12 protein-coding genes and 3 pseudogenes are annotated in these 17,692 nt (G+C 44.3%); 4 read left to right on the forward strand and 11 right to left on the reverse strand.

Features of this window, described 5'->3' with window-relative positions:
* Positions 1 to 144 precede the first annotated feature (144 nt).
* Positions 145 to 1,008 carry an AraC family transcriptional regulator gene (locus FNY66_RS06195; protein ID WP_150310589.1) on the forward strand — a complete coding sequence of 288 codons (864 nt, stop codon included), beginning with the start codon at positions 145 to 147 and terminating at the stop codon, positions 1,006 to 1,008.
* Positions 1,009 to 1,914: 906 nt separating this feature from the next.
* On the opposite strand, the gene carB is transcribed toward FNY66_RS06195, so the two are convergent.
* The 4 genes and pseudogenes from carB to FNY66_RS06220 form a co-directional block, all read right to left on the reverse strand.
* Entirely contained in the window at positions 1,915 to 5,115 is a 3,201-nt protein-coding gene (gene carB / locus FNY66_RS06205; RefSeq protein WP_087152510.1) for a carbamoyl-phosphate synthase large subunit, read from the reverse strand.
* Entirely contained in the window at positions 5,115 to 6,185 is a 1,071-nt protein-coding gene (locus FNY66_RS06210; RefSeq protein ID WP_087152509.1) for a carbamoyl phosphate synthase small subunit, read from the reverse strand. The genes carB and FNY66_RS06210 overlap by 1 nt, the downstream gene beginning before the upstream one ends.
* 268 nt (positions 6,186 to 6,453) lie before the next feature.
* Positions 6,454 to 7,872: a glucuronate isomerase gene (gene uxaC, locus FNY66_RS06215; protein WP_150310590.1), complete on the reverse strand. Its 1,419-nt coding sequence runs from the start codon at positions 7,870 to 7,872 to the stop codon at positions 6,454 to 6,456.
* Between the two features lie 24 nt (positions 7,873 to 7,896).
* Positions 7,897 to 8,412 (reverse strand): annotated as a pseudogene (locus FNY66_RS06220) (SLC13 family permease); the annotation flags it as partial.
* Positions 8,413 to 8,447: 35 nt separating this feature from the next.
* On the opposite strand from FNY66_RS06220, the gene FNY66_RS06225 reads away from it, so the two are divergent.
* Positions 8,448 to 9,503, forward strand: coding sequence for a tagaturonate reductase (locus FNY66_RS06225; RefSeq protein ID WP_087152507.1), 1,056 nt, complete (start codon positions 8,448 to 8,450; stop codon positions 9,501 to 9,503).
* Between the two features lie 97 nt (positions 9,504 to 9,600).
* Here the strand turns inward: FNY66_RS06225 and FNY66_RS06230 are convergent, their stop codons facing one another.
* From FNY66_RS06230 to FNY66_RS06255, 6 genes and pseudogenes are all read right to left on the reverse strand, one after another.
* Positions 9,601 to 10,857 (reverse strand): transglutaminase domain-containing protein, encoded by a 1,257-nt coding sequence (locus tag FNY66_RS06230; RefSeq protein WP_150310591.1) that lies wholly within the window; start codon positions 10,855 to 10,857, stop codon positions 9,601 to 9,603.
* 73 nt (positions 10,858 to 10,930) lie between these two features.
* Positions 10,931 to 11,524 (reverse strand): annotated as a pseudogene (locus tag FNY66_RS06235) (peptidoglycan-binding protein); the annotation flags it as partial.
* On the reverse strand, positions 11,496 to 13,202 hold the full coding sequence (locus FNY66_RS06240) for a recombinase family protein (protein WP_150310592.1): 1,707 nt from the start codon (positions 13,200 to 13,202) through the stop codon (positions 11,496 to 11,498). The gene FNY66_RS06240 and the pseudogene FNY66_RS06235, both read right to left, overlap by 29 nt.
* A 56-nt stretch (positions 13,203 to 13,258) precedes the next feature.
* On the reverse strand, positions 13,259 to 13,555 hold the full coding sequence (locus FNY66_RS06245; RefSeq protein ID WP_087152504.1) for a hypothetical protein: 297 nt from the start codon (positions 13,553 to 13,555) through the stop codon (positions 13,259 to 13,261).
* A 102-nt stretch (positions 13,556 to 13,657) separates the two neighbouring features.
* Complete coding sequence (locus FNY66_RS06250; RefSeq protein WP_087212215.1) at positions 13,658 to 13,966, reverse strand: hypothetical protein; 309 nt, start codon at positions 13,964 to 13,966, stop codon at positions 13,658 to 13,660.
* Positions 13,967 to 14,320: 354 nt separating this feature from the next.
* The gene (locus FNY66_RS06255) at positions 14,321 to 15,316 is read right to left on the reverse strand and encodes a reverse transcriptase domain-containing protein (RefSeq protein ID WP_267872926.1); all 996 of its coding nucleotides are present in this window, start codon (positions 15,314 to 15,316) and stop codon (positions 14,321 to 14,323) included.
* A 123-nt stretch (positions 15,317 to 15,439) separates the two neighbouring features.
* Here FNY66_RS06255 and istA point away from each other — a divergent pair, with 123 nt between their 5' ends.
* Together istA and FNY66_RS16275 are read left to right on the forward strand one after the other, a co-directional pair.
* Positions 15,440 to 16,381: an IS21 family transposase gene (gene istA / locus FNY66_RS06260; protein WP_162607892.1), complete on the forward strand. Its 942-nt coding sequence runs from the start codon at positions 15,440 to 15,442 to the stop codon at positions 16,379 to 16,381.
* Positions 16,382 to 16,424: 43 nt separating this feature from the next.
* Positions 16,425 to 16,746: pseudogene (locus FNY66_RS16275) on the forward strand (transposase); the annotation flags it as partial.
* Positions 16,747 to 16,954: 208 nt separating this feature from the next.
* Here FNY66_RS16275 and FNY66_RS06270 read toward each other — a convergent pair.
* Positions 16,955 to 17,479, reverse strand: a complete 525-nt coding sequence (locus FNY66_RS06270; RefSeq protein ID WP_087151684.1) for a hypothetical protein — start codon at positions 17,477 to 17,479, stop codon at positions 16,955 to 16,957.
* Between the last annotated feature and the right edge of the window lie 213 nt (positions 17,480 to 17,692).

Raw genomic sequence — 17,692 nt, forward strand, 5'->3', positions numbered from 1 at the left:
CTTGTTCTTTACTTTTTTGTTTACGTTTCTTTGTTTTTCTATACATAGCTTATCCTAATCCGCAAAATATGTCTATGAATTGGATTAGACAAAATATGCACTAAATGATACAATGGTAAAAAGTAGGAAAAGAGGTGCTGCCCTATGTATATGAATACTGGTTATCTGAACCACTCCCATATGGATTTCAAAGACAAAAGTCGCCCACTGATTGTAGGAAGCTGTGGTACTTATCGCCTTTCCAGCCATCCAAAATTACCAACCTACCGTCCAAGGGGACGCCTGGATTATCAGATCATCTATATCACCGCTGGTTGTGGGCATTTTCATTTTGGCAATGTAGGTAACGAAACGATTGTTCCCGCCGGTAATATTGTGCTGTACAGACCGAAGGAACTTCAGAAATATGAATATTATGGGGAAGATAAGACAGAAGTATACTGGATTCATTTTACAGGCAGCAATGTTAAAAATATCTTGCGTCAGTATGGATTTCCGGATAAAGAACGGGTTTTCCAAGTTGGCACATCTATGGAATATGAACGGGTTTTTAAGCGTATTATCATCGAACTCCAACGCTGTCAGGATGATTATGAGGAAATGCTTGTTCTTCTGCTTCGTCATCTACTAATCACTTTCCACCGAGAACTGACACGAGAACATATCCTGAAAAACGAATACCTGGATCAGGAAATGAACACTGCAGTTACCTATTTCAGCGAAAATTATAATCAGGACATCAACATAGAGGATTACGCAGCCTCACGAGGCATGAGTGTCAGTTGGTTTATCCGGAATTTCAAAAAATACACCGGTTCCACACCAATGCAATTCATCGTAGGAATCCGGATCAACAATGCTCAGATGTTACTTGAAACAACAACCTATTCCATCAATGAAATCTCTAAAATCGTCGGATATGATAACCAGCTGTATTTCAGTCGGCTTTTTCACAAGCTGAAAGGATATTCACCGAGAGAATACCGAAAACTGAGAAACAAATTCTGAAATCCACAAAGAGGATACCACCGAATCATCAAAACAATGATTTGTGATATCCTCTTCGCACTTTTGCTAAGCTGTATAATGGTGGAGCAATTGGTATATCGGCTTCCTTTCTTGGACTTCGCGTCCGTAAAACAGACTGATAACCAGCTCCTCATTCGCAGCGTTCGTTTTATGCAGGTTGAATCGTCGTAGACGCATTCGTGTCACACCACAGTAGATTGAATAGGCAATGAGTAAAACTGGCACTTATCCATTGCAATAATCTTAAGGAGTGACAAATTTATGAACGCAGTAGGTATCGATGTTTCTAAGGGTAAAAGTATGGTTGCTATCATGCGGCCTTTACAGCCCGTATATGCCCCCAGCTGATGCTCAATTAAATGGCATCCGAAGTCCCCCCTTTTCCCAAGTTTGATCAGACGGTTTTCAGACAATGTGGAGGTCCACATCAGATTACTCCTTGCCGTATAATCCTTTGGATGTTTTGTTTTCGTTGAAACATCACCTCATATACTACGAGCGCAGACTATTATGCAGCCTGCGCTCAGATTTCTCTGAATTATTACATACACTCTTCTGATATGAATTATAGAACCGCTTTTATATTAATTGAAGAAACAATAAGTTCTTCTGTTTATACCCTGAACTTTAAACTCATTGCCATACAGTACCGGAAATCAGGCTTTTTCAGGGGAATTTCCTTTCGGGCATCGGGTAGGGGAAGCTTCCTTCCCCTACCCGATCACCGCGATACCTCGCTCATCTCACGGCATTGCCGCTCGATGACCGTTGCCCGTCGGATGCCCGCTCGTGCAAGCACGGCGGTCGCCCTCCGGGCGTATCGCGCAAAAAAAAGAGGATGCCGCACATGATATGCAATATCCTCTTTTTCTGTGTCCGCTATTTCTAAACCGTCGCGATATCGATTAACGTCAGCTTCTTAATATCCGTATTCTCAAGACTTGTGATCAGTGCTTCCGCAGTATCAATTGCCGTCAGCACGTTGACCCCCGTCTCGATAGCATTTCTTCGGATAACAAAACCGTCTTTGGAGTGTTCTGCTCCCTGTGCCGGGATATCAATAACAAGATCGATCTTATGTCCTAAAATCAAGTCAAGAAGATTCGGTGACTCCTGCTCGATCTTACGCACAGGTGTTGCCTTTACTCCCGCCTCCTTAAGTGCTCTTGCTGTTCCGCTCGTAGCAAAGATATGGTAGCCGATATCTGCGAATCTGCGGCCGATCTCCACTGCAGCCGGATGTTCCTCATCACGGACGGTCATGATCATGTTCTTGAACTTCGGCAGCTTGATCCCCGCGCCGAGGAATGCCTTATAGAGAGCCTCATCAAATGTCTTAGCGATACCAAGGCACTCTCCGGTAGACTTCATCTCCGGTCCGAGACTGATATCTGCGCCTCTGATCTTCTCAAAGGAGAATACCGGCATCTTCACCGCCACGTAGTCCGCCTCAGGCTGCAGTCCCGGCGTGTATCCAAGATCTTTTATCTTCTTCCCGATTATGACCTGTGTCGCCAGCGGCACGATCGGAATTCCCGTCACTTTGCTGATATACGGTACAGTACGGCTGGAACGCGGATTAACCTCAATTACATACACATCGTCCTCGCCGCAGACAATGAACTGAATATTGATCATACCGATAACATGAAGAGATTTTGCAAGCCTTCTCGTATATTCTGCAATCTTTGTCTTTGCGCTCTCTGTCAGGCTCTGTGCCGGATAAACGGAGATACTGTCTCCTGAATGGATACCTGCGCGCTCTATATGCTCCATGATGCCCGGGATCAGAATATCCGTGCCGTCGCACACGGCATCGACTTCGATCTCCTTACCCTGCAGGTATTTATCCACGAGGATCGGATGGTCCTGGGCGATCCGGTTGATAATACCGATGAACTGGTCGATGTCATTATCATTGATAGCGATCTGCATGCCCTGTCCGCCAAGCACGTAGGACGGACGCACGAGCACCGGATAACCGAGACGGTTTGCCACTTCTTTCGCTTCTTCTGCTGTGAATACGGTACCGCCGGTCGGACGCGGAATCCCGCACTCTTCAAGGATCTCGTCAAAGAGCTCCCTGTCTTCAGCCTTGTCCACGTTCTCCGCGGAAGTTCCGAGGATCGGAACACCCATCTTCATAAGCGCTTCTGTCAGCTTGATAGCTGTCTGACCGCCGAACTGTACGACTGCACCGTCCGGTTTCTCGATATCCACGATGCTCTCCACATCTTCCGGTGTGAGCGGTTCAAAATACAGCTTATCCGCAATATCGAAATCTGTACTTACGGTCTCCGGGTTATTGTTGACGATGATCGTCTCATATCCTTCTTTGGCGAATGCCCAGGTACAGTGTACGGAGCAGAAGTCGAACTCGATACCCTGACCGATACGGATCGGGCCGGATCCAAGCACGAGAACTTTCTTCTTGCCCTCTGTTTTCTCCACTTCGTTCTCACTGCCGTATACAGAATAATAGTAAGGCGTCTCCGCCGCAAATTCTGCCGCGCATGTGTCCACGATCTTGTACGCCGCAACGATACCGTTTTCATGGCGCATATCATGGATCTCCCGCTCGCTCTTTCCTGTCAGACGTGCGATCACATTGTCCGGGAACTCGATACGTTTTGCTTCTCTTAAGAGATCAACTGTCAGTTCCTGAGTTTTTAACGCGTTCTCCATCTCCACTATAATGGCGAATTTGTCAATGAACCATTTATCTACTTTTGTGATATTGTAGATCGTATCGTAGTCGATGCCCCTGCGGATTGCCTCTGCGATCTTCCACATACGCATATCGTCTACTATAGCAAGCTGCTCTAAAAGGTCGTCCCTGGAAAGCCCTGTAAAGTCATAGGACATAAGGCTGTCCACATGCTGCTCGAGGGAGCGGATTGCTTTCATCAGCGCGCCCTCAAAGTTATCGCAGATACTCATAACCTCACCGGTAGCCTTCATCTGCGTTGTCAGCGTCCTCTTTGCACTGATAAATTTATCAAAAGGCAGACGCGGAAGTTTTACGACTACATAGTCAAGCATCGGCTCGAAGCTTGCGTATGTCTTCTGCGTAATGGCATTCTTTATCTCATCCAGTGTATAGCCCAGTGCAATCTTTGCGGAAACTTTTGCGATCGGATAACCCGTAGCCTTAGAGGCCAGAGCGGAGGAACGGCTTACTCGGGGATTCACCTCGATAACGCAGTATTCAAACGTATCCGGATTCAGCGCGTACTGCACGTTGCATCCGCCTGTGATATTCAGCTCACTGATGATATTCAATGCTGAAGTACGGAGCATCTGGTACTCCTTATCTCCCAATGTCTGTGACGGAGCCACGACGATACTGTCTCCGGTGTGGACGCCTACAGGATCGATATTTTCCATATTACATACAGTAATGCAGTTACCCGCACTATCGCGCATTACCTCATACTCAATCTCTTTCCATCCTGCGATGCAGCGCTCCACAAGAACCTGTCCCACACGGGAGAGACGGAGACCATTCTCCAGGATCTCTACGAGCTGATGTGAGTCATGGGCGATACCGCCGCCGCTGCCACCCAGTGTATATGCGGGACGGAGCACGACCGGGTAACCGATCTTATTGGCGAATGCAAGACCGTCGTCCACACTCTCCACGACGAGAGAAGCTGCGACAGGTTCGCCGATCTTCTCCATTGTCGCCTTGAATTCCAGACGGTCCTCAGCCTTTTTGATCGTCTCCGATGTCGTTCCGATCAGGCGTACGCCGTTCTCGCGCAGGAATCCTGCCTCTTCAAGCTCCATGGCAAGATTCAGCCCTGCCTGTCCGCCGAGAGTAGGAAGCACACTGTCCGGCTTTTCTTTCTTGATAAGCTGCTCTACCACTTCCACGGTAAGGGGCTCAATGTATACACTGTCCGCGATATCTTTATCTGTCATGATGGTCGCCGGGTTTGAATTCAACAGTACGACCTCAATACCTTCTTCTTTGAGTGAACGGCATGCCTGAGTTCCCGCATAGTCAAACTCCGCCGCCTGTCCGATGACGATCGGACCGGAACCGATGACCAGTACCTTCTTAATACTTAAATCTCTTGGCATTATTTCGCTCCTTTCATCATCTCAATAAATCTGTCAAACAGGTAGCCGGAATCCTGAGGTCCCGGGCATGCTTCCGGATGGAACTGTACTGTAAAAATATTCTTGCCTACATATGCAAGTCCCTCATTTGTACCGTCGTTTACATTAATAAATGCCGGTACAGCAACCTGCGGATCCACTGATTCCTCGTCAACCACGTAGCCGTGATTCTGTGATGAGATATAGACTCTTCCTGTATCCAGGTCTTTCACCGGATGGTTTCCGCCCCTGTGCCCGTATTTCAGTTTGTGCGTGGACGCACCTGTAGCAAGCGCCATGAGCTGGTGTCCGAGGCAGATGGCGAATATCGGAATATCTGTATTGTACAGCTTTCTGATTTCTTCGATAATAGATGTGCAGTCCGCCGGATCGCCAGGTCCGTTGGAGAGCATAATACCGTCAGGATTGGATGAAATGATCTCTTGGGCGGTGGTGTGAGCCGGATAGACAGTCACCTCGCAGCCGCGCTGATTTAAAGACTTTGCGATATTATTTTTTGCGCCCAGGTCGAGAAGAGCGACTTTTAACCCCTCACCCTTAAGGACGTATTTTTCGGAACATGTCACTTTAGAGACGACATCTCCCACTGTATATGCTTTCAGTTTCGGGATGACCTGATCCAGATCATAATTCTCATCTGTTGTGATCATGCCATTCATAGTACCTTTTTCTCTCAGGATCTTTGTGAGAGCCCTTGTGTCGATTCCTGCAATACCGGGAATGTCCTGCTCTTTTAAGAAATCCTGTATAGTGCCCTCGCAGCGGAAGTTGCTGGGCATTCTCGATAATTCCCTTACAATATAACCGTCCGGCCACGCTTTCCCAGACTCCATGTCCGGCGTGATACCGTAGTTCCCGATCAGGGGATAGGTCATGACCACTGCCTGTCCTGCATAAGACGGATCGGTCAGCACCTCAAGATAACCTGTCATAGATGTATTAAATACGATCTCACTGATACACTCACGCTCTGAGCCGATGCTCGTACCGGTGAATACTGTACCGTCTTCCAATATTAGAAACGCTTTCATCTGTTCACCCTTTCCCTTTGTAGATTCAATAACTGCCCGTTACAGTCTGCACTGTAACATCTTCTCCTCTGAGAACAGATATGCCGTTGCATAGCAAAGGCACTCTTGGAGTCTTTTGATCCAGAGCGCCCTCGTTCTCAAATTGTAAAGATTATACTACAACTGAGCTTATAATTCAACTGATAAATCCTGCAAAATATTCAGAAATACTTCTTAATATTCAAAACTTCTGCTGATAATTATGTAAGCCAGACAGCTCCTCCAATGTCTATTTTGCCACTTCGAGTCCGAATCCGAAGTATCTGACAGCATTATTATAGGAAATATCCTTTACGATTGAACTTAACACTTTCATATCTTTCGGATACTCTCCGTTTTCAACCCATCCGCCCAGCAGGTCGCAGAGGATTCTGCGGAAATACTCATGACGTGTATACGACAGGAAACTCCTTGAATCCGTCAGCATTCCGACAAAATTCCCCAGGGCTCCCAGATTGGCCAGGGATGTCATCTGCTTTGTCATACCGGTTTTGTGGTCATTAAACCACCACGCGGATCCCTGCTGGATTTTAGCTGCAGCGGATGAATCCTGGAAGCAGCCGAGGATCGTTCCGATAGCTTCATCATCATTGGGGTTCAGACTGTAAATGATCGTTTTCGGGAGTTCTCCCGTCATATTCAGTGCATTCAGGAAGTCCGCCATCTGGCCGGACGGCGCATAATTGTTGATGCAGTCATATCCGGTATCAGGACCGAGCCGGTCAAACATCGGAGTGTTATTATCTCTCTTGCACCCGTAATGAAGCTGCATGACCCATCCGAGTCTGCTGTACTCTCTTCCGACAAAAATCATAAAGGCTGTCTTATATTTCAGCTCTTCTTCTTTTGTGACCGTTCCTCCGGCAAGCTTTTTCGCAACAATTGCCTCGATTTCCTCCTCGGAAGCCGGCACATACATCACATACTCAAGTGCATGGTCGGATGCACGGCATCCCATTTCATCGAAGAACGCCATCCTTTTCTTCAGTGCCTCTTTAATATCGGCAAAGGTTTTTACTTCCATGTCTGCCGCTTTTCCGAGTTCTTTCAGATAGTCGGCAAATCCCGGCTTTTCAATCCCGTTCGCCTTATCCGGACGCCACGCAGGGAACACCTGTACGTCAAATGTATCATCCTCTTTCAGGACCTGATGCCACTTAAGAGAATCCACCGGATCATCTGTTGTACAGATCAGTGTGACGCCGGACTGCCTGATGATATTTCTTACACTCATACCATCCTCCGCCAGTTTTGCATTGCAAAGATTCCACACCTCTTCCGCAGTCTCTTTATTCAGCACGCCGTGATAACCGAAGTACCTCTGCAGTTCGAGATGGCTCCAGTGATACAGCGGATTACCGATCCCTCTCTCCAGCGTCTCTGCCCATTTCTGGAACTTCTCGCGGTCAGATGCATCGCCAGTGATATATTTTTCATCTACTCCGTTGGAGCGCATAAGGCGCCACTTGTAATGGTCTCCTCCAAGCCATACCTGCGTGATATTGTCAAATTTCCTGTCCTCTGCGATCTCTTTCGGATCAATGTGGCAGTGATAGTCCAGAATCGGCGTGCCTTCCGCATATCCGTGGAAGAGTTCCTTTGCCGTTTCAGTACTAAGCAGAAAATCTTTGTCCATAAACTGTTTCATAATTGTTTTTGTCTCCTTTCCAGATTATACATATCCCATAAGACCTGGCAGCCACAATGAGAGCTGCGGAATATATGTTACAAACATAAGCACGATGATGATTGCCGCAAAATACCATAACAGCTGCTTAAATACTGTCTCGATCTTAACTTTTCCCACCTTGACACCGACAAACAATGTTGTTCCAACCGGGGGTGTGATCGTTCCGATACAAAGGTTGAAGATCAGCATAATACCGAAGTGGATCGTATTCATTCCGAGAGCTGTGCACACCGGAAGGAAGATCGGTGTGAAGATCAGGCAGGCCGGCGTCATATCCATAAATGTTCCCACAAACAGAAGCAGGATATTGATGATAAACAGGATCACGAACTTATTGTCTGTAAGGCCCAGGAGCGCTGTGGAGATCGCTGTCGGGATTCCTGTAAAGGCCATGATCCATGACATAATATTGGACACGCCGATCAGGAAGATGATGATACCTGTCATCTCTGCGCTCTCCTTTCAGATCTTCGGGATCTCTTTCCATGTGATGGACTTATCACGCCGGAGATCAGCTCAACGACCGGCCGCCGGTGTCTTTCCCGGCAAAAGTCACAGCATTCCTCTACGAAAGATATAAAGCATTTGACGGAGCTGCCGACAAAGGACTGCTCTTCCTTCCGGTCGAACTCATCGACAACAATGGTGCGGAATTAAAAAGAATAATCCTGCAGTACGCAGACGAGTGGGAACTGGGAGAAGATTTCATCAACTGGATCATTACTGCCAACGAATTCACCAGTACACTCGTGGATCGTATCGTAACCGGATACCCAAGAGATGAAGTCTCTTATTTTGAAGAAAAACTGGGATATAAAGATAATATCATCGATACAAGCGAGCTTTTCAACCTGTGGGTGATTGAGGGCGACAAGAAATGGGCAGAAAAACTTCCTGTCCACAGGACTGATGCCAATGTCATCTGGACTGATGATGTAAAACCGTACAAAAAACGCAAGGTGCGCATTCTCAACGGTGCTCACACATCCACTGTACTTGCAGCCTATCTGGCAGGCTATGATATAGTTATGGATTTCATGAAAGATGATACGATACGTTCATTCATGAATACCGTGATATACGATGAAGTCATACCGACTCTGGACCTTCCGAAGGAGGAGCTGGAAGACTTTGCCGCCGCAGTAAATGACAGGTTTGCCAATCCTTACATTAAACACAAGCTCCTTGACATTGCCCTGAACTCCTGCTCCAAATTCAATGCAAGGTGCCTCCCTTCCCTTCTCGGATATGTGGAGGAAAAGGGTGAGCTTCCGAAATGTCTGACCTTTTCGCTTGCTGCATTCATCCGCTTTTACAAAGGCCAGATGAATGACGGTGTCTGCACAGGCGTAAGAAAGGATGGTACACAGTATCAGATCCGCGATGACGCCGATGTGCTCACATTCTTTGCTGAAATATGGACCTGCAACGATGCAGACAAGATTGCAGGAGCCGCACTATCTAACACATCCTTCTGGAGCGGAAAAGATCTGACACAGATCCCGGGGCTTAAAGACGCTGTTGCAGGATATTTAAAACGCATGGATACCGAAGACATCCGCAGCATTATGACAGAACTCATCGGATAATCTCCTCCTTCCTGATACAGTAAAGTATGAGCCGGTTATATGCACTGGATATGCATGTAACCGGCTCAGCTTATATCAGAGCACCTCATAGTATATGTCACCCGGCGTTGTAATTCCAGAATACCATGATCTTGTTATGCGTTTCATCCTCCACATAAGTGTAGGACACACGCTCCAGCCCGTAAGTGGAAGCCAGTGTCCTGGCCGCCCTTGGGAACAGACCATCGATCATCTCATTTCGGGCCTGTGCATAAGTTTCTCTATCCGGGAACTTGCACACAAACAGCTCTTCTTTTTTATAGATGCTGTCATTCATAGCGCCGAGGAGGATCTGTGAATCATAGGAATCATAATACATTCCGTTCATCCGGTAATAATTCAGATCATCCGATACGCAGGACGGATAAGGCACCTCGTCACTCTGCACATGGTCCGCCGCGATCTCTTCATCTGTACAGCACAGATAGTCATAATATATTATACTTTCAGGCAGGTCATCGCCGCTTTCTGCAGCCATAAACACAGGGTCACCAAACGTCACATCCATCTGATAATAATTACCGCCGCAGTTCACGATATTCCAGGCATGGGCTTCCTGCCCCTGTGCAGTTCCCACCACATAGATACATTCAATCCCCATATGATCCAGAAGATACTGGGCTGCTCTGGAATACCCTGCGCACACGGAACTCGTTCCGACAAGCGCGCTGTAAATATTCTGATTATCCGGCGCATTCTCATCGTAATCCACTGTATTGACAAGATACTCAAATACATAACGTATCCTGTCATATTCTCCCGCAGAGGCATCAATTCCCGCCATGCAGTCTGTGACCGCCGCATCAATCTCATTCTGTCTGGTTTCCCTTTCTTCCAAGGAGCAGGAATATTCCGGATAAAACTCTGTATATGTGTCATACATCGTCATCTGGGAACTCCCGATACACCAGAAGAGTTCCGGGCAGTCATAAAGGAGATATTCGTACGCCTTCTCCGGCCGCTCACCTTTTCCTGCATGGACGAGGATACACTCTTCCATGTCGTTAACTCCCTGGAGAAGTTCTCTGTACACAGTCTGTTCCTCTTCCGTGAGCTGCTGATAATAGAAATGATCCGCCACATCATCTGCTGCCACAGTAAGGTCAGGGAAATCCGCCCCTGACGGCTGCAGCGTATTCACTGCGTTCTCTACAGTCTCATTGAATGTCTCCCGTACCTGTCCTCCAAACTTATCAATGACCCAGGGGATCCCGTAAGCTGCCCCTGCACCGAGTATTGCGATCATCACAAGGGCAGTCACACATCCTGTCCTGCATTTTTGTCCCGCTCTTCGTCTTCTCCTTCTTTCTGCCATAGGACTCCTCTCTGATATTCCTGCATATCCGCTGTATTGTCTGCTGCGTTCATCCCATTCTTCTCTCAGATTCTTATGTCAGCTCTGCGATCCTGGACACTCCGACATAAATCTCTGATATCTTATACCATGTAGGATAATCCACCTTTCCCGTCGCCGGAAGTCCGAACACAGACTGAAATTCTTTCACGGCTTCTTCTGTTGCCGGACCATAGATACCGTCCGCCGTGATCTTCGGAAGCGCCGGATAGGCTCCTGCGATTACATTAAGCTGTTCCTGCATCTGCTTTACTTTAGCTCCGCTGGACCCTTCTTCCAGAGTATATCCCGGCCAGGATGCTGGTATTCCCGAGATTTCCTCTGCAGTGTTGATGTACATATCGTCCCCGTAGAAATACCGCAGGATTTCTATCGGAGAATAGCCCTGGTCTCCCAGTTCTTTTGACCCCCACTGTGTCATCCAGTCCGGACAGCTTACCCGCCTTCCGTCACAGTACTGTGTCAGAATCGGCTGTCTCACATTCGGTCTTGACAGATAGGCGGCAAATAATTCGTCTACGATCACTGATATGGTATCATAATAATTCCGCTCCGGAATCCATTTATGATCAAAAGCTGTAGAGGATGTAATAGTAAAATCATATCCGCGGTTTCTGTACCAATTCGTTATTGGTGATTCGGGGTTGCGGTAAAAATTCATCTAGGTTAATTTTAAACCGGATAATCACCTGATTCTCAGTAATATCAATCCGTTCGATTAATTTATTTACTAGTACACGTTTATCGGGTGTATCCGCCTTTAAAAAGACTTCTCGCCATGTTGGAATCTTAGTACGCAGTGTTTCCCAATCGGTAATAGATGCCGAAGTGTTTTGAAGTTCTTTTTCTAATTCAGCTATCTGTGCAGTTTGTTCTTGTTCTTTTCTTTTTTGCTTTTCAATAATATGTACCAATTCTTCAAGAGACAATGGATATTCGCCAGTGATTGCCTGAGGAATCTTATCTTCTAGTACATCAATATTACTTCTTATTTTACTAAGCTCTGCTTTTTCCTGTTGTAATATCTTTTTTTGTTGTTCTCTTTCCTTGTTTTGATTATCCAGAATTTCTTCAAATACGTTTTTGTTTTCTTGCAGCTTACCAATGTATTCTGCAAGAGCCTCAAATACAATCGGTTCGATTTTGCTTGCATGAATCAATTTCATTTTTTCATGAGGAACTCCCTGCCAAACATTCTGACATCTATAAATTACTTTTCTGGATGTTCTTCGTTCACCAGTTGCTTTAATTGTCCAATAATCATATTTTGTTCCATTTGTCAGCTTACACCCACAATAACCACAATGAGCCACGTCTATCAAAGCAAGCATACCGTCATTACGTGAAATCACAGTCGCATTCTCATTTTTCGCACTCTTCTTATACTTTTCTCCTCGGTCTTTTCTTTTTTTCTGTACCTTTTGCCAGAGTTCCCTGTCTATAATAGTAATTGCATCATTGGGTTTCTCCGCGAGAATCCAGTTTTTACTTTCCAGACGAATATATTTACCATCTATGTGTTCTCGCCTTTTATACGCCGTATAACCGGCATAAATCGGATTTGTTAAAATACTGGTAATTGTTCCACTTTTCCAAACATCATTTGGTGCCATTTTTCTATACTTTTCATCTGAATTTAAGATAGTTGCAATTTTGTATGACCCAAATTCTTTATAAAAAGATAAGTTGTAAATATATTTTACTATATTTGCCTGCTCAGGAACAACTACAAGATGTTTCAATGCTCTTTGATGTTTGCTGTATTCACCAGAAAATTCCAGAGTATATCCATAAGGAGCCTTTCCCCCCATAAATTTGCCTTGCTGAACCAATTTTTGTGCAGTATCTTTTACCCTCATACCAGTATCAGAACTACTCTTTTGTGCCATACCGTAGCGCATAGTCAACATAATAATTCCGTTCACATCATTAATATCTTTTGGTGATAGTAGACCGTCACTTACTGTATACACATCTACTCCTGCTTGTTTCAAAGATAAGATGTAACCTGGTATCTCCAGAACTCTTCTTCCCAATCGGTCATCTTTGTAAGCAGCTAGGATATCATATTCTCCATGCTCTGCATCTTTTAAAGCCTCTTGTAAAACATCTCTGTCTGCTACAGAATTTTTATATCCACTGTTACTTCCTTCAAAATATTCCTTAGAATCCAACTGCCAATCCTGATGTTTTGCAATATACTCCGACACAATTTTTCTTTGAACTCCTAAATCACCATCAGCTTCTAACTGCTGGTCTGAACTTACTCGAAGTAACACTCGTACTCTTTTTATTTTACTTTCCATATTTTAGTTCTCCTTTTGGTAAAAAGGGGTAAAGAATTAATTTTACCCCAAATCAATTATACAATTTTCAGTAACTGTTCATGGAGTAGACTTGACATTAGCTGTTTTATCTCTCCATTAATACTGTCTTTGCATTTTGATTCATTCGGAAATTCTACAATGACCTTAAAACCATTATAATCTGTCTCAAATTTTTTATATTCTGTTTCTTCCATAGGACTCTCCAAACATAATTCGTTTACCATATCTTTATTTGAAGAAGGCTCGTCACATTCCATTATCTGAGACATATTAATTATATAATCTTCTTTAGTCTGAAATAAAGATGAGTCTTTAAGAATTTCTTTCTGCATCGCGCACCTCCATATGAATAATGTTGATGCCTTTAGATTTTGCGAAATAACCGCGCGGAGAAAGACAGTCTGAAATCAGTCCGCTATATCGTATATAACGACTTATTTTTTCAATGGTGTATATGGGAAATGGTTCCAAATACGTAATCCTTCTAAAATTTCAGGTTTTTTCTTTAGTGCCCGTTTAAACATTGTAAACTGGCGTCTTAATGGAACAAGCCGTGGATTTATAGCAATCCCCACACTAGTTTCTTCGTCTTCCCATACTCCTCCCCGTATCTCGAGGAAGTAACCGCAATGATGACAACAGAAATTTTCTTTTTTCAATGGTTTATTCTCAAACATTTGTTTCCATATAACATAAGTGTCCTTGTGCCCACATATAGGGCAGATTCTTTTTTCTTTTCTCATAATTCTTTATCCCTTTCCAATTTCATTTTTATTTTTTAGGTTTATAACGAAAATGGTCTGTAATACACAATCCCTCTAAAATCTTACGATTCTTTTTTAGTGTTTTTCTGATTATATTTATTTGCCTTTTCAATACGATTTTTCTTGAATCAAATGTAATTCCTTCAACCATATCTTCGTTTTCACGTTTACGACAGAAAAAACCACATTCATGACACAGAAAAATTTCATTTTCTACGGAGACATTGTCAACTATTCCTTTCCATATGACATAAGTGTCTTCGTGTTTACATACAGGACATATTTCCTTTATGTCTAGCCATATTGATATACCATACCTCCTTGTTGTATTTTCTATCTTTCAAATTTTTCAAAAATCTGATGAATAACTCCTGCGAGATACCGCATTCCGGCAAATTGATTTATGAACATTATTAGTTCATATTCGATATTCAAAAAGAATGGATATGTTGCTATCGAATAAAAATTCAGCCAGCCGGTTATAATTTGTTTTAACCTTTTAGCCTTTTCTTTTTCAGAAATATGATTCTGATTCAATACAACTTTTATCTTTTCAAAAAGTCTATTCTTACTTTCTTGAGTAGGAATACGCTTTATGTTTTCATTCTTTTTGAATATCTTCCATCCAAGAAAAGTAATCCCATCATTGATATTAATAATTCGGGTCTTTTCTTGGGAAAGTTTTAACCCCCTTTTTTTCAAAAATTTTTCAATTGCCGGAATCACCTCTCGCACCAAAACCGCCCTATCATCACATATAATGATAAAATCATCAGTATATCGAATAATATCTATAAAAATATCATCCATACAAATATCATTCATTGCATATTGATTATTTCTCATATAGTGAGCATCATTACATATGTCCGCAAGGCCATCTAACGTCAAATTGCAAATTACGCTAGATACACTGCCGCCTTGTGGTACTCCCTTTTCAGTTGAATGCCATATCCTATTTTCTATAAATCCTGATTTCAGAAATTTTTTCAGAAGTTTTGGATTTATATAGATATATCTTAATAACCAGTCATGACTGATGTTATCAAAACACCCTTCAATGTCGGCTTTCAGAATCCATTCACATTTAGGATTCTCTGACAAATCATTTGTAAGATGTAATATAGCATCTGTTACACTACGTCCTTGTCTATAGCCATAAGATTGCTCGTCTGCATAGTATTCTGCAACGGGTTCAAGTGCAAACCTGTATAGTGTCTGCATTGCTCTGTCCTTTATCGTTGGTATTCCCAATGGACGTCGCTTATTGCCGGATTTTTGGATATAGACCCTTTTTAACGATTTTGGTTTATAACCTCTTAACTTCAAACTAAAAATAGCATTGAACTTATCGGTGTTACTTAACCAAAGAACTCTGTCTATTCCCGGCGTATGTTTACCATTAGTGGAACATACATGCTTAACAGCACAGGCTTAAGGAGGACGATGATCATGGTAGATTATCGCGAAATCCTGAGGCTCCAGAGCCTTGGACACAACATCACTCAGATCGCCGGATCGCTGCACAGCTCCCGCAACACCGTAAGGGAAGTTGAACGGCTTGCGGATGAGAAAGGCATCCGGTGGCCGCTTGGAGAGGAGGTGACAAATCCACAGCTTTATGTCCTGCTTTATCCGGAACGACAGGAAAAAGCAAATGTTTATCTGGAACCGGACTGTGCCTGGATTCATCGCGAACTGGCGAAAAAAGGAGTGAACCTGACATTGCTTTGGAAAGAATATCAGGTCAATTGCTCCAATGCCGGGCGTGTCCCATACCAGTATACACAGTTTTGTGACATTTACCGGGTATGGGCAAAAAAAGCCAAAGCTACGATGAGGATCCATCATAAGCCCGGAGATGCCATGGAAGTGGACTGGGCAGGCGGGACACTGCCGATCAAAGATCCTGTTACTGGGGAAACGGTTCCCGCATACCTTTTTGTAGGGGTTCTTCCCTGCAGCTGCTATGTTTATGCCGAACTCTGCAGTGACATGAAGTCTGAAAACTGGCTGCTCTGCCATGTACATGCCTATGAGTATTTCGGGGGCGTCCCCAGGCTGACAATCCCGGACAATCTCCGTACCGGTGTGCTGAAAAACACCCGTCTGGATACAGTCCTGAACCGCAGCTATTCGGAGCTTGCCGATCACTATGGTACTGCGATTGTTCCTGCGCGCATTCACCGTCCGCAGGATAAGAGCCATGCCGAGGGCAGTGTCTCTTATGCGTCTACGTGGATCCTGGCAGCGCTGCGGAATGACACATTCTTTTCCCTGGCCGATGCCAAAGAGGCAGTTGCTGAAAAGCTGGAAGAGCTCAATGGTTATACCTTTAAAAAGCGGGAAGAGTATTTGACAAAGATAAGTACAGCTGCTGGAATGAAGAGATGAAAGCCGAGGAGGGGAATGCCATTCATACGTTCCGGAGGAATGGAATCACAGTAAAGTTCCATTCGAAAACAGGACGAAGAATCTGTATGTTTCCCGGAAATTTAACCAGTACCGAAAGGAAGACCTGGAGAGGATTACCAGCGAAGAAGGGATCCTACTGCGGGTGAACAGGAGTATCCAGTCCGAGGGAATTTTTGGTGATTTGAAAGAGGATACAGGCTTTCGAAGATTCCGGTATCGAGGGAAGCGAATGTAGAAGCACAAAGTATTCTGTTGGCAATTGCACATAATATCAGGAAACTACATCAAAAAATCCAAAACGGAAAACCGGAACACATCCGTTTGTGTTAAAGAAGAGCGCGTAAATTTAAAAGGTTCAAAACGCCAAACAGACAGATCATCTGGATATTTTTCTGAAATAAGCGAGAAAAGAGGGGCATGACGTATGAGGAATTTCATTCCTCGTGCGACAGCCCCATAGCGGAATACCTTGTGAAAAGATATCCATTATTTTATTGAACGCTTACCTTGAATATGTTGATAAGTACAGTGTTTAAGGGGGCAATCAGATTATTAGTTGTTTTTTTCATTGAAAAACTGTACTAGGAAAATATGAGCCAGATATACTGCATACCAAGTGCCAAGGCCATTGATTACACCAGAGAGTATTGCATGTCCCAGACGACCGATTCCGCCGGGATTGATGCCCCAGCTGGCCAAGAAACATGGAAGGCCAGAGCCGATCAACATCCCTGCAAAGAAAGAAGTGAAGATCACATATGCCCACCATTTTGCAGGTACCCACAGGGGGAAGATCAGTTGTTTTTCGCGGCTATCCATAGGAGGGAGCTTTTTCCCATTCTTGGCAAACTGAGCTTTAAATGTCTTGCCAACGATCAGATACTGAAGGAAACAGCAGATTAAAGATGTGACGGTAACGGTACCACCAATTTTGACTCCGAATTCAGCCAGTGTCAGCGGATTTTCTGCGAATTCCCTGCTCAGAGAAAAATACATAATAATCGCAGTAAGTATTATGGTTGGAATACCACACACGATCGATTCTTTAAATGCCCATTTTCTTGCTTCTTTTGTCATTTTTCTATTACTCCTTTATTATTATACTTACAGGTGATATGCTACCACAAAAATGAGATTTTTTCATGTGAATCATATGGAATAAAATGGACATACAGGCAATAATATTCTTTTTACAAAGGCGAGCCCCGTTCCAAATGGATTATCCGAAGGCGACTGCGAAGTCGCATACCTTGGTGACGTCATGGCTGACAGCGGCCTTTCGAACGGGAA

Source organism: Mediterraneibacter catenae (assembly GCF_008691045.1).
Taxonomy (GTDB): Bacteria; Bacillota; Clostridia; order Lachnospirales; family Lachnospiraceae; genus Mediterraneibacter; species Mediterraneibacter ornithocaccae.